This window comes from Methylobacterium dankookense, from assembly GCF_902141855.1.
GTDB lineage: Bacteria > Pseudomonadota > Alphaproteobacteria > Rhizobiales > Beijerinckiaceae > Methylobacterium > Methylobacterium dankookense.
The window spans coordinates 69,762-86,925 of record NZ_CABFVH010000017.1; the positions used below are offsets into that span (position 1 = coordinate 69,762).

General features: G+C 72.6%; 13 protein-coding genes and 1 pseudogene. 6 read left to right on the forward strand and 8 right to left on the reverse strand.

What is annotated here, in order from left to right:
• Positions 1-15: 15 nt before the first annotated feature.
• On the reverse strand, positions 16-1,650 hold the full coding sequence (locus tag MTDSW087_RS14545; RefSeq protein ID WP_144765048.1) for an OFA family MFS transporter: 1,635 nt from the start codon (positions 1,648-1,650) through the stop codon (positions 16-18).
• A 331-nt stretch (positions 1,651-1,981) separates the two neighbouring features.
• Between MTDSW087_RS14545 and MTDSW087_RS14550 the strand changes: the two genes are divergently transcribed.
• From MTDSW087_RS14550 to MTDSW087_RS14565, 4 genes and pseudogenes are all read left to right on the forward strand, one after another.
• Positions 1,982-2,887 (forward strand): DnaJ C-terminal domain-containing protein, encoded by a 906-nt coding sequence (locus tag MTDSW087_RS14550; protein WP_210248290.1) that lies wholly within the window; start codon positions 1,982-1,984, stop codon positions 2,885-2,887.
• A complete protein-coding gene (locus MTDSW087_RS14555; RefSeq protein ID WP_238179167.1) occupies positions 2,884-3,210 on the forward strand; it encodes a chaperone modulator CbpM in 327 nt (108 codons plus the stop codon). Before MTDSW087_RS14550 ends, MTDSW087_RS14555 begins: the two co-directional genes overlap by 4 nt.
• Before the next feature lie 17 nt (positions 3,211-3,227).
• Positions 3,228-3,530: pseudogene (locus MTDSW087_RS14560) on the forward strand (helix-turn-helix domain-containing protein); the annotation flags it as partial.
• A gap of 116 nt (positions 3,531-3,646) precedes the next feature.
• Positions 3,647-4,579 carry a dihydrodipicolinate synthase family protein gene (locus MTDSW087_RS14565; RefSeq protein ID WP_144765052.1) on the forward strand — a complete coding sequence of 311 codons (933 nt, stop codon included), beginning with the start codon at positions 3,647-3,649 and terminating at the stop codon, positions 4,577-4,579.
• A 47-nt stretch (positions 4,580-4,626) separates the two neighbouring features.
• Here the strand turns inward: MTDSW087_RS14565 and MTDSW087_RS14570 are convergent, their stop codons facing one another.
• From MTDSW087_RS14570 to MTDSW087_RS14585, 4 genes are read right to left on the reverse strand one after another with little or no spacing between them, the layout of a single operon-like run.
• Positions 4,627-5,934: a lysine N(6)-hydroxylase/L-ornithine N(5)-oxygenase family protein gene (locus tag MTDSW087_RS14570; protein ID WP_144765054.1), complete on the reverse strand. Its 1,308-nt coding sequence runs from the start codon at positions 5,932-5,934 to the stop codon at positions 4,627-4,629.
• Positions 5,931-7,763 (reverse strand): IucA/IucC family protein, encoded by a 1,833-nt coding sequence (locus MTDSW087_RS14575; RefSeq protein WP_238179168.1) that lies wholly within the window; start codon positions 7,761-7,763, stop codon positions 5,931-5,933. The genes MTDSW087_RS14570 and MTDSW087_RS14575 overlap by 4 nt, the downstream gene beginning before the upstream one ends.
• A gap of 20 nt (positions 7,764-7,783) precedes the next feature.
• A complete protein-coding gene (locus MTDSW087_RS14580) occupies positions 7,784-8,878 on the reverse strand; it encodes a GNAT family N-acetyltransferase (protein ID WP_144765058.1) in 1,095 nt (364 codons plus the stop codon).
• Entirely contained in the window at positions 8,875-10,680 is a 1,806-nt protein-coding gene (locus tag MTDSW087_RS14585) for an IucA/IucC family protein (RefSeq protein ID WP_144765060.1), read from the reverse strand. Before MTDSW087_RS14585 ends, MTDSW087_RS14580 begins: the two co-directional genes overlap by 4 nt.
• Before the next feature lie 154 nt (positions 10,681-10,834).
• Here MTDSW087_RS14585 and MTDSW087_RS14590 point away from each other — a divergent pair, with 154 nt between their 5' ends.
• Positions 10,835-12,037, forward strand: a complete 1,203-nt coding sequence (locus tag MTDSW087_RS14590; protein ID WP_144765062.1) for an MFS transporter — start codon at positions 10,835-10,837, stop codon at positions 12,035-12,037.
• On the opposite strand, the gene MTDSW087_RS14595 is transcribed toward MTDSW087_RS14590, so the two are convergent.
• Genes MTDSW087_RS14595 through MTDSW087_RS14605 form a run of 3 tightly spaced genes read right to left on the reverse strand, consistent with a single transcriptional unit; the run spans position 12,025 to position 15,858 of the window.
• Positions 12,025-13,260 (reverse strand): MFS transporter, encoded by a 1,236-nt coding sequence (locus MTDSW087_RS14595; RefSeq protein WP_280525269.1) that lies wholly within the window; start codon positions 13,258-13,260, stop codon positions 12,025-12,027. The genes MTDSW087_RS14590 and MTDSW087_RS14595 overlap by 13 nt on opposite strands.
• On the reverse strand, positions 13,257-13,619 hold the full coding sequence (locus MTDSW087_RS14600; protein ID WP_144765064.1) for a hypothetical protein: 363 nt from the start codon (positions 13,617-13,619) through the stop codon (positions 13,257-13,259). Before MTDSW087_RS14600 ends, MTDSW087_RS14595 begins: the two co-directional genes overlap by 4 nt.
• A gap of 4 nt (positions 13,620-13,623) precedes the next feature.
• Entirely contained in the window at positions 13,624-15,858 is a 2,235-nt protein-coding gene (locus tag MTDSW087_RS14605; RefSeq protein ID WP_238179171.1) for a TonB-dependent receptor, read from the reverse strand.
• 363 nt (positions 15,859-16,221) lie between these two features.
• On the opposite strand from MTDSW087_RS14605, the gene MTDSW087_RS14610 reads away from it, so the two are divergent.
• Positions 16,222-17,118, forward strand: coding sequence for a helix-turn-helix transcriptional regulator (locus MTDSW087_RS14610; protein ID WP_144765066.1), 897 nt, complete (start codon positions 16,222-16,224; stop codon positions 17,116-17,118).
• Positions 17,119-17,164 lie beyond the last annotated feature (46 nt).

The window sequence follows — 17,164 nt, forward strand, 5'->3', positions numbered from 1 at the left end:
GTTGCACGTAAGCCGTCAATGCAACAGGATCGCCGCCTTCTGGAGCGTGATCAGCACGCCGGCCGCGAGCGGAACGCCGACCGCGGCCCAGGCCAGCCCGACGAGGGCGGGCGCGGTGGTGCGCTCGGCCGTCGGCGTGGCGGCGAGCGAGGGCTGCGCCTCCGCGCGGGCGAGCACCGGCGCCTTCTCGTCCGCCATGTGGTGGCGCGCCGCGACCGGGCGGACCAGCAGGTTGCAGATCAGGCCCAGCACCAGGAGGCCGGCCAGGATGTACATGGTCTGGTTGTAGGCCTGGGCGTTGGGCAGGCCCGCGGCGAGCTGGTACTCGCGCAGGTAGTTCACGAGCACCGGGCCGAGGATGCCCGCGGTCGCCCAGGCGGTGAGCAGCCGGCCATGGATGGCGCCGACCATCTTCGTCCCGAACATGTCGGCGAGGTAGGCCGGCACCGTCGCGAAGCCGCCGCCATACATCGAGATGATGACGCCCATGGCGAGCACGAAGAACAGCGTCGTGCCGAGGCCCGCGAGGGTCGGCACCGCGGCGTAGAGCACGATGCCGAGCAGGAAGAAGATCGCGAAGGTGAGCTTGCGGCCGAGCCTGTCCGAGGAGGTCGCCCACAGGAAGCGTCCGCCGATGTTGCACAGGCTGAGCAGCCCGGTGAAGCCCGCGGCGATGGCCGCGATCTGCGCCTTCTGCGCGGCGTCGAGCTGGCCGAAGGGGATGTCGAGCCCGATCAGCCGGCCGCCGAACATCTCCTGCAGCATCGGCGAGGCCATGCCGATGACGCCGATGCCGGCGGAGACGTTGAGGCAGAGCGCGGCCCAGATCAGCCAGAATTGCGGCGTGCGCGACGCGACGTCGAGATCGACGTTCTTGGAGGAGACCATCGCGCTCTTGCTCGTCGCCGGCGGCGTCCAGCCCGCCGGCTTCCAGCTGTCCCGCGGCACGCGATAGCCGAGGGCGCCGGCCACCATGAACACGGCGTAGATCGCCGCCATCGCCACGAAGGTCTGCCAGACGCCGACGGAGGTCGGGGTCGCGAACTGGCGCATCAGCCAGTCGGCGAGCGGGGCGCCGATCATCGCGCCGCCGCCGAAGCCCATGATCGCCATGCCGGTGGCCATGCCGCGCCGGTCGGGGAACCATTTGATCAGGGTCGAGACCGGGGAGATGTAGCCGAGCCCGAGGCCGATGCCGCCGATGACGCCGGAACCGAGCCAGAGCATCCAGAGCTGATGCAGGTAGACGCCGAGCGCGGAGATCAGCAGGCCGCCGCACCAGCACACGGCCGAGACGAGGCCGGCCTTGCGGGGCCCGGCGCGCTCGAGCCAGCCGCCCCAGACCGCCGCGGAGCAGCCGAGCAGCACGAAGAACAGCGTGTACATCCAGCCGAGCTGGCTGATCTTCCAGTCGCAGCCCGTGGCGACGAGCCCGGCGAGGAAGCCCATCTCGGCCGGGCAGGCGACCGGCTGCGTGATCCCGACGGCGCGCGACAGGGGCAGCCAGAACACGCTGAAGCCGTAGGCCATCCCGATGCAGAGATGGATGGCGAGCGCCGCCGGCGGCACCAGCCAGCGGTTGAAGGTCGGCGCGGCGATGGTGCGCTCGCGACTGAAGAAGCCGGGTTCGGCTGCGATGCTGATCGACATGTATCCTCCTGGGGGCATTGTCTCGGGTGCGGTCTCCGCCGCACTGCAAGGCCTCAGTCAGCAATGTCCGAGCCAGCTGTCGGAGCATCGATTTTATCGAATTTCATCAGTGATTTGCGCGTATTTTAGAGAAATCGCGGGCGGACATTTTGTCCATGCCGGGGCTCCGCGGCGCCGATGGAAGTGGACAAGTTGACCGGCCCACGTCCCCGCTGGCCTCCGCGCGTGCGGCCGGGACTTCACGGCCGGACTTCACAGGCTGTGACCGGGCGTTACGTTCCTGCGCGTGGGACCGTCGCCCTCCGGCGGCCCCACGCCACCGGCGGAGAGGATCGTGAGCAATCCGTACGACGTGCTCGGCGTCGCCCCCTCTGCGACGGCGCCCGAGATCCAGAAGGCCTATCGGACGCTCGCGAAGAAACTGCATCCCGATCTCAATCCCGGGAATGCCGCCGCCGAGGAGCAGTTCAAGGAGGTCGCGGCCGCCTACGATCTCCTGGGGGATGCGGAGAAGCGCGAGCGGTTCGACAAGGGCGAGATCGACGAGACCGGGGCCGAGCGGCCGCAGCGCCCGTACTATCGCGACTATGCGGATGCCGGCTCCGACCACCCCTATGCCGATGGCGGCGGCTTCGCCGATTTCATGGATGGCGACGACGACTTGGCAGAGCTGCTGCGGCGCAGCCGGCAGGCGCGGGCGAACCGGCGCGGCGCCGACCGGCACTACACCCTGCCGATCGACTTCTCGGAATCGATCGCGGGGGCCGACAAGCGCCTGACGCTGCCGGATGGCGGGACGCTCGACGTCAGGATCCCGCCCGGCCTCGTCGACGGGCAGACCCTCAGGCTGCGGGGCAAGGGCGCGCCCGGATCGGGGGCGGGGGAGCCGGGCGATGCGCTGATCGAGATCGAGGTTCGGCCCGATCCGCGCTTCGTCCGCGACGGCGACGACATCCATGTCGAGATGCCGATCTCCCTCACCGAGGCGATCCTCGGCGGCCGCATCCGCGTGCCGACGCCGACCGGTGCCGTGACCATGACGGTCCCGAAGGGCTCGAACACCGGCACGCGCCTGAGGCTGCGGGGCAAGGGCGCGCCGCGCCGTGGCGGCGGCCAGGGGGATGAGTTCGTCACGCTGAAGGTCGTCCTGCCGAGGACGCCCGACCCCGATCTCGAAGCCTTCGTGTCCGGGTGGGAAGCCGGCAAGTCGCATGATCCGCGCGAGGAGCGTCCATGACCCCGACCACGCCCCCCACCTCGTCGCCCACCTCGTCGCCCACCTCATCGCCCATGAGCCAGCAGGACTTCCTCGTCCATTCCGGCATCGAGGTCGTGACGCTCGAGATCTGGCTCGACCGCCAGTGGATCCTGCCGGACCGCACGGCGGGCGATCCCCGCTTCACCGCCATGGACCTGGCTCGCGCCCGGCTGATCCGGGACCTGATCCGGGACTTCGGCGTCAACGACGAGGGCGTCGGCGTGATCCTTCATCTGACGGACCAGCTCTACGATCTGCGCCGCGCGCTCACCGCGCTGCGCGACGCGCAGGCGGCGCCCTGATCGTCCGCGCATTCAGAGCCTCCGTGGCGCGGGAGCTCGCGATCTCGCCGCGCCAGGTGCACGTGCTGTTCGAGCCGACCGGGTCGAGCATGGCCCGGACGCTGACCGCGCTCCGGGTCGCGGAGGCCCATCGCCTGCTGACGACGGCCCCGGCGCTGTCGGTGACGGAGATCGCCTTCGCCTGCGGCTTCGACAGCATCGCCACCTTCTACCGGGCCTTCCACCGCGCCCATGGCATGACCCCGGGCGATGCGCGGAGCGTGCTCCGGGACGGGCCGCCCCGTGTGCGGAAGGCCTGCGGCGCGCCCGGCCCGGCGTAACGAAGCCCGCGTCGGTAAGCCCTCGAGGCCTGGATCCGAGCCGAAGGGACCGGCCGGATTTGCTATGAGGGCGGAACGCGGCTCCATCCGCCCACCGACCCGGAAGAGGATTCCCCATGCCCCTCGATGCCACGGCGCGCGGCGTCTACCCGATCGCCCCGACCCCGTTCCACCCGGACGGCACCATCGATGTCGACTCGATCGACCGCCTGACCGACTTCTACGTGGGCTGCGGCGCCACCGGGCTGACCGTGCTCGGCGTCATGGGCGAGGCGGGAAAGCTCGACCAGGCGGAGGGGATCGCGGTCGCCACCCGCTACATCCGGCGCGCCGCCGGCCTGCCCGTCATCGTCGGCGTCTCGGCGCCGGGCTTCGCCGCCATGGCGGGCCTCGCCCACGCCAGCATGGAGGCGGGGGCGGCCGGCGTGATGATCGCGCCCCCGAACAGCTTACGCACCGACGACCAGATCGCGACCTATTACCGGCAGGCGGCGGAAGCGATCGGCGCGGACGTGCCCTTCGTGATCCAGGATTACCCGCTGAACTTCTCGGTGGTGATGACGCCGGGCGTGATCCGCCGCATCGTCCAGGAGAACGCCGCTTGCGTCATGCTCAAGCACGAGGATTGGCCGGGCCTGGAGAAGATCTCGCAGCTCCGCGCCTTCCAGGCGGACGGCACCATGCGGCCGATCTCGATCCTGTGCGGCAATGGCGGCCTGTTCCTCGACTTCGAGTGCGAGCGGGGCGCGGACGGCGCCATGACCGGCTACGCCTTCCCCGACATGCTGGTGGACGTGGTGCGGCTGTCGCAGGCCGGCGAGCGGGATGCCGCCCACGACCTGTTCGACGCGCACCTGCCGCTGCTGCGCTACGAGCAGCAGCCGGGCGTGGGGCTCGCCGTGCGCAAGTACCTGATGGCCCGGCGCGGCCTCATCGCCTCCGACGCGCAGCGCAGGCCCGCCGGCGGCCTGACCGCGACGGCTAGGGCCGAGATCGAGTACCTGCTCGCACGCCTCGCCCAGCACGACCCGCGCGCCCTGCCGCGCTGAGCGGGGCGGCCGGGCCGGATGCCGGCCGGTCGGCCCGGACCCGGGCGTCAGACCGGCTCCGACGTCCGGGAGCTGCGCTCGGGGTCGGCCCGGGACCAGGCGACGGGGGAGGGCAGGGCCTCGATGTCGAAGACCGGGCGGCCCGCGAGCGCGTTGACGATGACGGCGCTGCGCCAGGCCATGAGGCTGAGCTGCGGCTCGGCGATGCCGTGGCTGATCAGGCCGCCGTTGAGGACGAAGATGCGGTTGCCCGCCGGCCCGTCCCAGGCGGCGGAGAAGTCGGCGCCGATCTGCGGCCGGCCGGTGGCGTCGAGGGCGAGGCGGTCGCGGAGCGGGTCGAGGCAGGGCGGCAGCGCGTAGCGGTAGCCGGTGGCCAGCACGACCATGTCCGCCTGCGAGACCTCGATGCGGCCATCGAAGCCGTTGCGCATGACGAGGCGGTAGCCGCCGGCCCGGTCGACGTCGAGCACCTCGCGATGCGGCAGCAGGCTCGTCGCGACCGGCTCGCCCTCCAGGTGGCGTAAGGCGTAGAGGCGGCGGTAGATCGCCTGGAGGGTGGAGGCCGAGATGCCGTCGCCCGCGAGCTTCTGGCGCGCCACGGTGGAGCGGCGGCGGGCGTCCGGCAGGGCGTGGAAGCTCTCCACGTAGTGGGGCGTGAACAGCTCGTTCGTGAAGGGCGTCGCGTCGATCGGCTGGAAGTTCGGGCGCCGGCTGATCCACTCCACCGAGGCCGGCGCGTCGGCGCCCCGGCTCAGCAGGTTCAGCACGATCTCCGCGCCGCTCTGGCCGCCGCCGATCACCGCGACGCGCCGGCCCGCCGTGCGGTCGAGGGCGAAGGCCGCCTGCGCGCTGTGGAAGCGGTCGCGCGGGTCGAGCTTGGCCGCGAAGGCCGGCAGGTCCGGCTGCAGGCCGACGCCGAGGGCGAGGTTGCGCGCGGCAACATTCACCCGGTCGCCGGCGAGCCGGAAGGCGCCGCCCTCGAAGCGGACCTCGCGGATCGCGCTCCCGAAGCGCAGGCTCGGCAGCCGGGCCGCGACCCAGGCGAGGTACTGCGCGAATTCCTGGCGGGGCACCGCCTCGAACTCGGCGTTGAGAAACTCGTAGAAGCGCTTCTGCGCCACGAGATAGGCGAGGAAGCTCCACGGGCTCGTCGGGTTCGCCGCCGTGACGAGGTCCTTGAGGAACGAGGTCTGCAGCGAGACGTCCGGGAGCATCATGCCCGGATGCCAGTCGAAGGCCGGGCCCCGGTCGAAGAACAGGGCGTCGAGGTCGTCGACCGCGTCGAGCTGCGCCGCGAGGCTCAGGTTGAACGGGCCGATGCCGATGCCGGCGAGGTCGAGCGGGTGGTCCGTCATGATGCGCGGAGTCCTGTCTTGGTGCCTGCCTTGCCCGGCGCGGAGGTCTCCGCGCGATGGAGGGGATTGACGAGGTCGGTGCCGAGGCGCGGGACCGGCCGCAGGTTGGAATCGCCGTAGCCGAGGGCGAGCCGGACGCGGTTGATGCAGACCCGCGGCACGCGCGGCGCGAACAGCTCGAACAGGCCGAAGCGCTCCGCGAGTTCCGGCTGCCGCGCCTGGTAGCGGCGCAGCGACCGCGCCAGGGCGCAGTAGAAGGCGATCTCGGGCAGGCCCTCGCCGCGCAGGAGCGCGTCCGAGACGAAGCGCAGCAGGCTCGCGAAATGCCCCGTCTGCAGGTGCTGCAGCAGGTGCGCGGCCGGGCGGCGCAGCAGCGTCCCGCGCACGCCCGCGGGCAGGTCGTCCGCCTCGGGGAAATCCTGGTCGACGAGGTCGGCGTCGCCCTGGAAGTCCTTCAGCGCCACGCCGCAGGGCACCCCGTCCTCCAGGATCAGGGTGACGTTCTGGCCGTGGGCGATGAAGCCGACGCCGTAGCGGCAGAGGAAGTGGTAGAGCGGCACCGCGACATGGTCGAACAGCCGCTCCAGCCACGCCTCCGGGTCGAGGCCGGATTGCGCGATCAGGCTGCCGACGAGGGGGCGGCCGTCCGCATCCGTCTTCAGGAGCGCGCCCATCATCATCGCGGAGCGGCCGGGCCCGAGGCGCCCGGCGATGCCCTCCCGCCAGATCACGCCCAGCATCTCGCGGTACTGGTAGGGCGCGTCGGCGATCCGCTCGTAGATGGGGTGCGGATAGAAGGCCCCGGCCCGCTCGCGCAGGATCACGGTGCCGGCAAGCTCCGGGTCGCGGGCCGCCTTGTCGGCGAGCCAGGCCGAGAAGGCCGGACCGACCGCCATGTACTTGCCCGGCACGCCGCGCCAGGCGGAGGTGTTGAGGATGGTGAGCGCGAGCTTCACGTCGAGGCGGCCCGCCGCCTCCGCGCAGGCGAGGGTGCGCAGGGATTGCTGGGGCAGGTAGGGGCGGCCGAAGCTGCCGAGCGGGACGAGGCGCCCGGCCGCAATGTCCCCTGCGAAATGCAGCACGATCCGGTTGTCCCACTGCCAGGGATGGACCGGCAGGAGGAGATGCGTCGCGGAATCGATGCCGGCTGCGCGGCAGGCCGCCTCCAGGCGCGCCCGCTCGGGCTCGTCGAGGGCGTCGGCGACGAGGTCAGCCTCGGCGAGGCCCGGCTCCAGGCCGAGGCGGCAGGCGGCGCGGTCGGCCGCGACCCAGAACAGCCGGATCTCCGGCCGGAATTCCGGCGCGTAGGCCTCGAAATCGGAGAGCCCCCAGCCGATGCGGCCCTTGCTCGCGGGCGCCTTCGGGTGGCCGTCGAGATAGGCCTGCAGGATGCGGTCGCTCAGGGCGAGGAGGTCCGGCCCGCTCACGCCGCAACTGAGGGCGGCGATGCGGGCATCGGCCGCGAGCGTGCTCAGCACCTCGCCCGCATAGGCGCACAGGGTCGCGGGCGCGATGCCGAGCGTCCCGCTCGCATCGACGAGGAAGCCCGCCGCGTCGCCGGCCGGGCTCACGATGGTGTCCGCAATGCGGAACAGGCTGGCCGGATCGATCGCGAGGTTGCCCCAGATCCGGCGCTCGGCCGCGAAGCGATAGGCGATGCCGCCTTCGAGCCGCAGCAGCCATTGCGTGCCCGCAGGGTTCACCGGCTCGGGCGCGAGTCCCTCCTCGAAGGCGAGTTCCGAGATCGTCTTGGCGATCAGCGCCCGATTGAGGTCGAGCCAGAGCGGCGCGCTCACCCGGGCGCCGCCCGGCAGCGGGCCCGCGCTCACATCCGCGCTCACAGGGCCGCTCACAGGGGCACCTCGCGGAAGAAGCGCTCGCGCTCGCAGCAGACGAGGGCCGCGCGCTTGTGCGGGAAATCGAACTCCTTGAGCGTGTCGTAGGCCGCGTCGGCGCAGTAGCTCAGCATCTTGCGGTGCGAGGCGCGCGGCTCGCCCATGATCCGCCGGGTGCGGGGCTCGTCCAGGAACAGGTAGTGGGTGACGGCCCGGAACCAGGCCAGCGTCTTCGGCCGCCCGAGATGGTCCGCGTTGCCGATCAGCCCGTGCCAGCCGCGGTCGAAATCCTCGGCGTCGTAATAGGGCCCGAGCCGGTCCTCCTTAGCCCAGTAGAACTCGAAATAGCCGACCGGCACCTCGTCGAAGCTGCCGATCACGCCGAACAGGTGCGGGTCGGCCTCCTGGTCGGCGAGGTAGCGGTCGAGCTCCGCCGCGCTCTGCGCCAGCTCCCAGTAGAAGGCGACCCGGGGCTGGTTCATCCAGCCGTGGAACAGGGCGAGGTCGCGGCGCCGGTCGATGGCGCGGAAGGACAGGGTCGTGCCGAGATGCGGCAGCCAGCGCCGGTACATCGGGCCGTTCGGCTGGGGCGGGCGCAAGGGAGGCAGGCGGTCCTGCGGCCCGATGGCCGAGCGGATCAGCGGGTAGGCCGCCCGCGTCCCCGGGGCGAGCCAGAGCAGGGGGAGCTGGAGGAACAGGCTCCGCTCGACGATGGCGTCGGGCCGGTCCGAGCCTGCCGCCGCGCGCGTCTCCGCCGCCAGGGCGAGGAGGGCGGGGGCACCGCCGAGCCCGGCGACGCGCAGCCGCTGCGCGTCCGGGCAGCGCTGGAAGGCGGCCTCGACCAGGGCGGCGACCACCGGGGTGTCGGCGGGATGCCGGCCCTCCGGGCTCACCAGGGTGAGGACCGCCTCGCCGCCGTCGAGCGCATGCAGCCCCGCCTCGGCGAGCGCCGCGCCGTCGCGGGTGGCGAGGAGCCGAGCGGAGCGGGCGTCGCGGGGCAGGCTCTCGACGGCGAGGGGCTCCCCTGAGACGGGCCAGTGCCGGCTCGTCCCGGTCCAGCCGTCCAGCGCCGTCTTGGAGACGCTGTCGATGCGGGCGCGCAGGGTCATGGCCGGGCCTCCGCGAAGGCCGCCAATGGATCCGACACCAGGGGATTGGGCATGGGCACGTAGCCCGCGAGGGGGTCCGTCACGTCCGTGTTCTCGTTGATGTTGCGGAAGCAGATCATGAAGTTGCCCTTGCTCCCGAGGGTCGGGGCGTCGAGCAGGAGGCGCAGGCAGCTCCTGTCGCGGAGGTCCTTGGCGGCCAGCGCCTCGACGAAGCGCCGCAGCGCCCGCGTGAGCGCCGCCTCGGGGGCGAGGCCGGCGATCGCGATGGCGCCGACGACCGCGAAGATGCTGTTGACCACGAGGTAGTAGGCCATGATCCGCGCGGCCTCCGCCGAGCCGAAGATGTGGCCGGCCTCGAGGTCGAGCCCCGGCGCGGCCTCGCGGAGCGCGGGCAGGAACTCGCGCACGTAGCCGGTGCCCTGGCAGTCGCGGAAGAAGGCCTCCACCGGCCAGCCGTCCTCCAGCCCGATCACGAGGTTCTGCTGGTGCGCCCCGAACAGCAGGCCGAGATCGCACTGGATCTCGAGGAGCGGCCCGACCGCGACGTCGAGGAAGCGCTCGAACCAGGCGAGCGCCGCGGCCTCGAGGGAGTCGCCGCCCTCGGCGGCGCGCAGGATCGTGTCGGCGAGCGCGCTGCCGCGCCCGTCGGGATAGATCTCGCAGAGGGCGGCGAGCACCGCGGCCGGCCGCTGCCCGGGCCCGCGGAACGGGTTCTCGCGCAAAGCCACGATGGTCTGCGGCAGCACCATGCCGTCGGCCCCGCGCAGGGCGAGATAGGCCGGCTCGCCGAGGATGCGGAAGCGCGGCCAGCGCGCGGCGAGCTCCGCCCCGACCGGGCCGGCGAGCACCGCGTCGGCCACGAGGCCGCGCGCGCACTCGATCTCCTTGATGAGGCGCAGCGAGTTGGTGAGCCGGAGGCTCAGCGAGTGCTTCAGCATGAAGCGCGCATGCGGCGCGTAGAGGCTGCGCAGCGAGGTGGTCGCGTACCACGGCGCGCCCGCCCGGCCGTGGTCGAGGAGCGCTCCTGAGCGGAACAGGGCGTCGATCGCGGGGTCGAGAGCGAGGCGGGCCGCCTGCCAGGGATGCATCGGCAGGAGGACGCGGCCCGCGCTCGCGGCGAGGACCTGCCGGTCGAAGGCGGGATCCTCCGCGGCGAGCTCCGCGCTCAGCGCTGCGGCCGTCTCAGGGCGCGACGAGCCCTGCGCCACCGCGTCCGGCGCAGCCGACCACCAGCGCAGCGCGAAGCCCCGGCCGTATTCGGGCGCGAAGGTGCGGGAATCCTCCAGCGTGAACTCGTCCCGGCTGCGCGGGGTCGGATGCACCGAATGGCCGAAGCGGAGCGCCTGCTCGGCTTCGAGGAAGCCGGGATCGCGGCTCAGGGCGACGCTGCGGGCCGGCGCCCGGGCGAGCACGTCCTCGACCGCCGCCGCGCTCTGGAAGACGCGGCGGAGGAAGGTCGGCGCGGCCTGCGTTGCCGCCGGCCCGACGACGGCCGGCTCGCAGGCGATCGCCGCGGCGAGATCGGCGAAGGCCATGATGCGGGGCGCCGCGCCGGCGCGGTGCTCGCGGAAGGGCAGCCGGAACACGTGCTGGCCGACGCCCGAGAGATGGACGACCGCGATCGCGACGACCGAATCCCGGCTCGGCAGCGGGATGCGCAGCATGAGGGGCGCCGTCTCGCCCTCCGGCCCCTCGGACGGGACCAGGGACCAGCCGGTCCATTCCCGCATCAGGCTGTTGAGGAAGCTGCGCGCCGAGATCTGGCAAGCAACATCGGCAAATGAGATGTCCGCCTCGACCATGAACCGCTCTCCATCCCGCAATCTGCATCGATAATCAAAGGCAACTCATGGCGCAATACATCGCGCATACTATAGAATTATTATAGATTTACCGATAATCTATTGCCTCAACGGAGGATGTTTCGATAAGAACTCTCCCAAAGACGAGGTTTCCATGATTCCGGACGATATGCGCTCTCACGGCGGCGGGCTGGCCGCGCGGCTATCGCTCGCTGCCGCCGCGGTCGGGTTCGGCCAGTCGGCAATCCTCGCGCTGGTGCCGGTCGCCGCCGCGCGCACGGGGCTCGATGCGGGCGCGATCGGGGGCGTCGCCTTCCTGGGCGCGGTCGCGTTCCTGGTCTGCGCGCCCGCCTGGGGTCATTGGGGCACCGGCTGGCGCCTGCGCCGCCTGTTCGGCCTGCTCGCCGGGCTGATGGGGCTCGGCCACCTCCTGTTCGGCCTCGCGCTGACCCTCGAGACGCTGCCCGCAGCCTCCCTCGTCCTCCTCGCCGCGTCGCGGGTCGCCTACGGGGCGGGGGCGGCGGGGGTGATGCCGCACGCCCAGGCCGCCCTGGTCCGGACGGTGCCGGAGGCCGCGCGCCCGGCCGCCCTCGGCCGGCTCGGCGCCGGGCTGTCGGCGGGCCGCATCCTCGGCTCGCTGGTGATGGCGGCCGCCATCCTCGGGGCGGCGGCGCCCCTGGCGGCGCTCGCGGCGAGCCCGCTCCTGCTGCTGGCCGCGCCGGACCTCGCGGCGGGCGAACGCCGGGCCGGACCGGCCGAAGAGAGGAGACGCCTCCGCATCGGCTTCCCGCGCGGGGCCGCGCCGCTGCTCGCGATCGGCTTCGGCCTCACCTTCGGCCTCGGCCAGATCCAGATCGTGCTCGGCCTGTTCCTGCAGGCACGCTTCGGCCTCGGCGCGGCGGAGGCCGCGGGGCTCGCCGGCGCCACCTTCGCCCTCGTCGCCGCGACGATGATCCTGACGCAGCTCCTCGTGGTGCCGCGCCTCGGCCGCGACCTGCGGCGCACCCTGTGCCTCGGCCTCGCGGGCTTCGCCCTGGGCGCCGGGCTGATCGCCGGCGCGGCGGCCCCCTGGCTCGCCGTGCTCGGCGCGAGCCTCGCCGGGACCGGCATCGCCGTGGCGACGCCGAACTACACCGCCGCCCTCGTCGCCCGGGTGCCGGAGCACGCCCAGGCCGCCGCCGCGGGCTGGCTCGCGAGCATGCACGTGCTGGGACAGGGGATCGGCGCCCTGTGCGGCGGCGCGGCGTTCGGGCTCGCGCCCGCCTTGCCGTTCTGGACCTGCGCGGCGCTCGGCGGCGCGCTGGCGATCGCCGCCGCGCGGCTGCGGCCGGGCGCGCCCGGCCATCAGGCGGCCTGACCGGCGCGGCCGACCCCGAGCATCCGCACGGTCGCCAGGGTGGCGAGGCCGGAGAGCAGCGTGGCGAGGCCGAACAGGGCGCCGTAGCCGAGGAGGTCGGCGAGCTTGCCCGAGACGAGCGAGCCGACGAGGTAGACCACGAGCTGGGCGCAGGCGAGGATCGTGAAGTCGGTGCCGGGCTGGTCGGTCGAGGAGACCGCCATGAACAGGCTGTAGAGCGCCACGATCTCCATGTAGCGGATCAGGGTCTGGAACCCGGCGGCGCCGAAGAGCGGCCACAGGCCGAGCACGAGCCCGAGCGCGTGGGCGGTGAACAGCGCGAAGCAGAGGGTGCGCAGCGCCCCGAGCAGCCCGAGCGTCGCCGCCGTGCCGTAGCGGCGCACGAGCAGCGCCGCGATGCCGGAGCCGGCGAGCCCCGCCGTCATCGCCGAGACGCCGGAGAGGTAGCCGATCCGGTCGAGGGGCACGCCGGCATCGACGAGGTAGGGGCCCTCCATCGCCTTCACGAGCCCCTCGCTCACCCGGTAGGTCAGCGCCACCCAGAGGATGGTGCGCACCTCCGGCCGCCGCAGGAAGGCGCGGATCGAGGGGCGCGGCGCGGCGGCGGGGGCCGGCTCGCCCTCGCGCATGAAGAAGGCGGCGGCGAGCGGGGCCAGCGAGAAGGCGGCGGCGGTGAGCAGCATGCCCGCCCAGCCGACATGGTGGTAGAGGACGAGGCTCAGCGTGCCGCCCACCACCACGCCGAGGGCGACCGAGCCGCCCTGGATGGCGTTGCCGACCGCCCGGTCCTCGGGCCGCAGCCGCTTCACCGCGTAGCCGTCGGTGGCGATGTCCTGGGTCGAGATCAGCAGCGAGGCGAGGAAGCCGACGCCGATGATGCCGGGCACGTTGGTGGGCCCGAGCGGCAGCATGGCGAGGATGCAGCCGATGACGCCGACCTGCGTGACGATCACCCAGCCCGCCCGGTGCGCCCGCGCGAAGGGCCGCACGCGGTCGATCAGCGGCGCCCACAGGAACTTCAGGACGAGGGGCAGGAACAGCAGGCTGAGATAGCCGATCGCGGCGCGCGAGATCCCGGCCTCCCGCATGATCGGCGGCAGCGCCGCGGCGATCAGGTAGGAGGGGATCGCCTGCGCCATGTAGAGCGCGGCGAGCACCGCGAAGAGCGAGAGGCGCTCGCCGCGGGCGGGCGGCGGCGCCAGGACGGTCCCGGCGGCGCTCACGCGAAATGCTCCCGCACGGCGGCCCGGGCGGCGGCCTCGTCCGCCGCGATCCGGATCGGGAAGGCCCAGAGCCGGCGGAACACGTCGGCCCCCGCCTCCTCGAAGCCCGGCCGCACGATGACGAGGCCGCGGCAGCGCCGGTCGAGGTCGGCGCGGGTGCGCTTGAACCAGAGCGCCTGCGCCCGCTCGGAGGCCGCCGACAGCTTGCCGACGCCGCCGAGCACCAGGATCAGGGCGAAGGGCGCGGGCCGCGCGCCGACCCGCTCCAGGGCGTCGAGATAGGCCGTCTCGTCGCCGGGCTCCGCCGGGGCGAGATAGCGCAGGACGACGAGGTCGTCCGTCTCCTCCAGGGCGACCATCGGCTCAGAAGGTCCGGCGGTAGCCGACCGTGACGGTGCGGCCGAGCCCGTAGACGGTCAGGTTGCGCACCGAGGTCGCGGTGGGGTTCCAGTAGGCGACGTCGAAGAGGTTGTCGACGGAGGCGTAGAGCTCGCCGCCCGCCAGCGGCGCGCCGACGGCCGCGTTCACCGTGAAGGCGTCCTTCAGGCGGTAGCGGGTGCCCGTGAGGTCGATGCGGGCGTCGCGGCCGCTGAAGCCCTCGCCCTCGAGGCGGAGCGACACGCCGTTCTCGAACAGGTAGGTGCCCGAGACCGTGGCGCGGAAGGGCGCGCCGATGCGGTTGTTCGGCAGGAAGCTGTCGAGGCGCCCGTCCCTGTTGGTGTCGTAGCGGCCCTCGCGGTAGCCGAGCACGGTGCCGAGGTTCAGCTGCTCGGTGACCTGGGCGTTGCCCACGAACTCGACGCCGTAGATCATCTCCTTCTGCTGGCTCAGCCGGTTGGTGAGCGGGTCGAAGGTGGTGCCCTCGTCCGAGGTCGAGACGAAGCCGCCGAGGCTGCCGGAGAAGATCCCGCTCCGGCCGCGGATGCCGAAATCGTAGGAGTTCACGATCTGCGCCTGGGGCGCGATGCTGGAATAGGCGATGGTGGTGCCGGCCGGCAGGCAGAAGGGCCGCGTCACCGGGCAGGCATAGGCCAGCGACAGGCCGGCCCGCCGCGTGAAGGCGCCGATATCGGCGAGCGCGTAGCCCTGGCTGAAGCCGCCGTAGAGGTCGATGCCGGGCAGGAGGTTGAAGGTCGCGCCCGCGTTGAAGGTCGGGGCCGAGTAAGAAAATCTGCCGCCCGTGACGTTGATGGCCGGCAGGACGAAGGTCGAGTAGCCGAGCGGCGTTCGCGCCGCGGTCGCCGCGAAGGTGGTCGGCCGCGAGAAGCCCGCCACGTCGAGGTCGAAATGCTCGTAGCGCATGCCGCCGCGCAGCGTCAGGCGCTCGCCCACGGGGATCTGGAGGAGGGCGAAGCCGGCATAGCTGTTCTGCTGCAGGGGCGTGAACACGTCCGAGCCGTCCCGCGCCCGCTGGCGCGTGCTCTCCGAGATCACGTCGGAGCCCCAGGTCAGCTTCATCCCGGGCAGGAGGACGCCGAGGTCCGTGTCGAAGGTGAGGTTGATGCCGCCGCGCTCGGTGGCGAGCGCCGTCTGGTTGGCGAGGCTCGTCGGCGAGGCCGGGTTGAGCGAGTAGGTGACGAACGGGTTCGCCGGGTAGGAGAACTCCGAGTAATTGAAGCGCTTGTTGATGTCGTTGTAGAATCCGAGCAGCGAGAGGCTGCCCAGCGGCGTGTCGCGGTCGGTGTAGCGCAGGTAGAGCGAGCGCGTGTCCTCGGCCACCGGCAGGCCCGGATAGAGCCGCGCGTAGTTCGGCCGCGCGAAGGGCGCGCTGTAATCGGTCAGGTAGCGCGGATCCTGGTTGAGCAGGATCTGGGTGAGGCCGAACTCGATGCGCTTGGCGAGGTCGAGGTCGTAGCCGAGCCGCAGGTTGATGTTGCCGAGCTGGAAGCGGTCGCCGCCGCCCTGGCCGAGCTGGCCGTCGGAGGCCATCTCCCGGCCCTTGCCGTCATAGGTGCGCGCCGCGAAGCGCCCGGAGCCGGTGAAGGCGTAGTCGACCCCGTCCGGCACCTTGCCGGTCACGCTGATCGAGGTCTCGGGGGCGAGCCCGTGCACCGGATCGGCGGTGAAGGTCCGGAGCGCCGTGTTGACGGTGACGATCGGCGTCCCGTCCGTCGGGCGGCGGGTGATGAAGTTGACCGTGCCGCCGGTGGCGCCCGCGCTGTAGAGGCTGGAGGCGCCGGCCACCACCTCGATCCGCTCGACGGAGTTCAGGTCGATCAGGTTGAGGATGCGCGAGACGTCACGCAGCGGCGTGTTCACGGGCACGCCGTCGATCAGGACCAGCAGGTTGCGGCCCCGGAAGTTCTCGGAGGCGCTGGAGATGGTGCCGTTCGGGGCGGAGAAGCCCGGCACCAGCTTCGACAGCACGGCCGAGGGGCTGGAGGTGAGGGCGAGCTGCTGGCGGATCTGGTCGCGATTGACGATCTGGACGCTCTGCGGAATGTCCTCCACCGGCCGCGGCGCGCGCGCGGCCGTCACCGAGAGCTCGTCCAGGGCAACGGAGGGAGCGGCCGTCTGCGCCTCGGCCGGCCCCGCGAGGGCCGCCCCCGCACCGAGGACCACGACGAGACCGGCATACCGCATGACCTTCAGACCCACTCTTGACGGAATCGTCTTCGCTCACCCCGGCGGGGCGGCCCGTTCCGGACAGAACCGGGCCGCACTCCCCTGTAGAACCCACAAGAGAACCGCCCGGCGCGCAGTTTAAAACGCGTCTAATGTAAAGCACGTGCGTCCAGGACCCCTGGCCCAGAAGTCGAAATCGCACGAACTCTCGACATCTCCCGGCGGCTCTAGCATGATGATTGCTGGTCCGCTTGGACTCGGGCGAGCAACAGTGCGGACTGCCGCGCAGCGGTGCCGGCGTGGGGACGCGATGACGAAGCAGGGATTTCCGGCCGGTGCCGCGGCCTCGAAGGGCCGCGCGCGGGCGCGGCCGTGGGCGCCCCGGTGAGCGCCGCGGTGAGCGCCGCGGCCGGGGATCCGGCCGGCGGCGCCGTCCCCCGGGTGATCGAGGATCCCGCGGACGTCCCCTTCCGCGGCCAGACGGCGATCCGCCTCGTGCCCGACCTCGGCATCGCCTCGGTGTTCGGGCCGTCCCAGCGCTGGCGCGACGAGGGCCCGGGCGAGCGCCTGCTGCTGGTGCGGCCGGCGGTGGGGCGCCTCCAGGTGACGCTCGGCGCGCGCAGCCTCGCCTGCTGCTCGCGGGACGCGCTGCTCGTCCCGGCGAGCCGCGGCGCCGTGTTCGACGCGATGGGCGTCGACCGGATCGACCTCCTGTCGATCGAGCGGGAGCGGCTGACGGGCCCGCTCGCCGCGCTGGAGCCCGGCACCCTCCGGCGGATCGGCCGGGACCATCCCGGCCTGCAGACCCTGACCGTCTACGCGGCGAGCCTGCTGCGGGGGCTGATCCCGGTCGCCTGCTCCGAGCTCTCGGAGCTGGTGCGCGACCACCTCATCCAGCTCCTCGCCTTCATCGTGCTCGACCCCACCCGGGAGGCCGACGCGCCGGTCCCGAGCCGGCGCGACCTGCGGATCCAGGCGCTCAAGGCCGAGGTCGAGCAGCGCCTCGGCCGGGCGGACCTCAGCCTCGAGGCGGTCGCGCAGGCGCAGCGCATCTCCAGCCGGCAGGTCCAGGCGATGTTCCAGGCGGAGGGCGAGACCTTCTCCGGTTTCGTCCTCGGTCGCCGCCTCGACCGGGCGATGCAGCGCCTGACCGACCCGGCCGACACGCGCCCGGTCGGCGCCATCGCCTTCGATGTCGGGTTCGGCGACCTCTCCTACTTCAACCGCACCTTCCGCAAGCGCTTCGGCCTCACGCCGTCCCAGGTCCGCCGCATCCACAGCGTCCCCGCGTGATCCCGGCGCCGGCGTGGCCCGGGCGCCGTTGACGCGGCCCCGCGCA

Bases quoted from the DNA above. Each gene is read 5' to 3' on its own strand.
- MTDSW087_RS14545 (WP_144765048.1), bottom strand. From the start codon at position 1,650: ATGTCGATCAGCATCGCAGCCGAACCCGGCTTCTTCAGTCGCGAGCGC.
- MTDSW087_RS14555 (WP_238179167.1), top strand. From the start codon at position 2,884: ATGACCCCGACCACGCCCCCCACCTCGTCGCCCACCTCGTCGCCCACC.
- MTDSW087_RS14565 (WP_144765052.1), top strand. From the start codon at position 3,647: ATGCCCCTCGATGCCACGGCGCGCGGCGTCTACCCGATCGCCCCGACC.
- MTDSW087_RS14570 (WP_144765054.1), bottom strand. From the start codon at position 5,934: ATGACGGACCACCCGCTCGACCTCGCCGGCATCGGCATCGGCCCGTTC.
- MTDSW087_RS14580 (WP_144765058.1), bottom strand. From the start codon at position 8,878: ATGACCCTGCGCGCCCGCATCGACAGCGTCTCCAAGACGGCGCTGGAC.
- MTDSW087_RS14585 (WP_144765060.1), bottom strand. From the start codon at position 10,680: ATGGTCGAGGCGGACATCTCATTTGCCGATGTTGCTTGCCAGATCTCG.
- MTDSW087_RS14590 (WP_144765062.1), top strand. From the start codon at position 10,835: ATGATTCCGGACGATATGCGCTCTCACGGCGGCGGGCTGGCCGCGCGG.
- MTDSW087_RS14600 (WP_144765064.1), bottom strand. From the start codon at position 13,619: ATGGTCGCCCTGGAGGAGACGGACGACCTCGTCGTCCTGCGCTATCTC.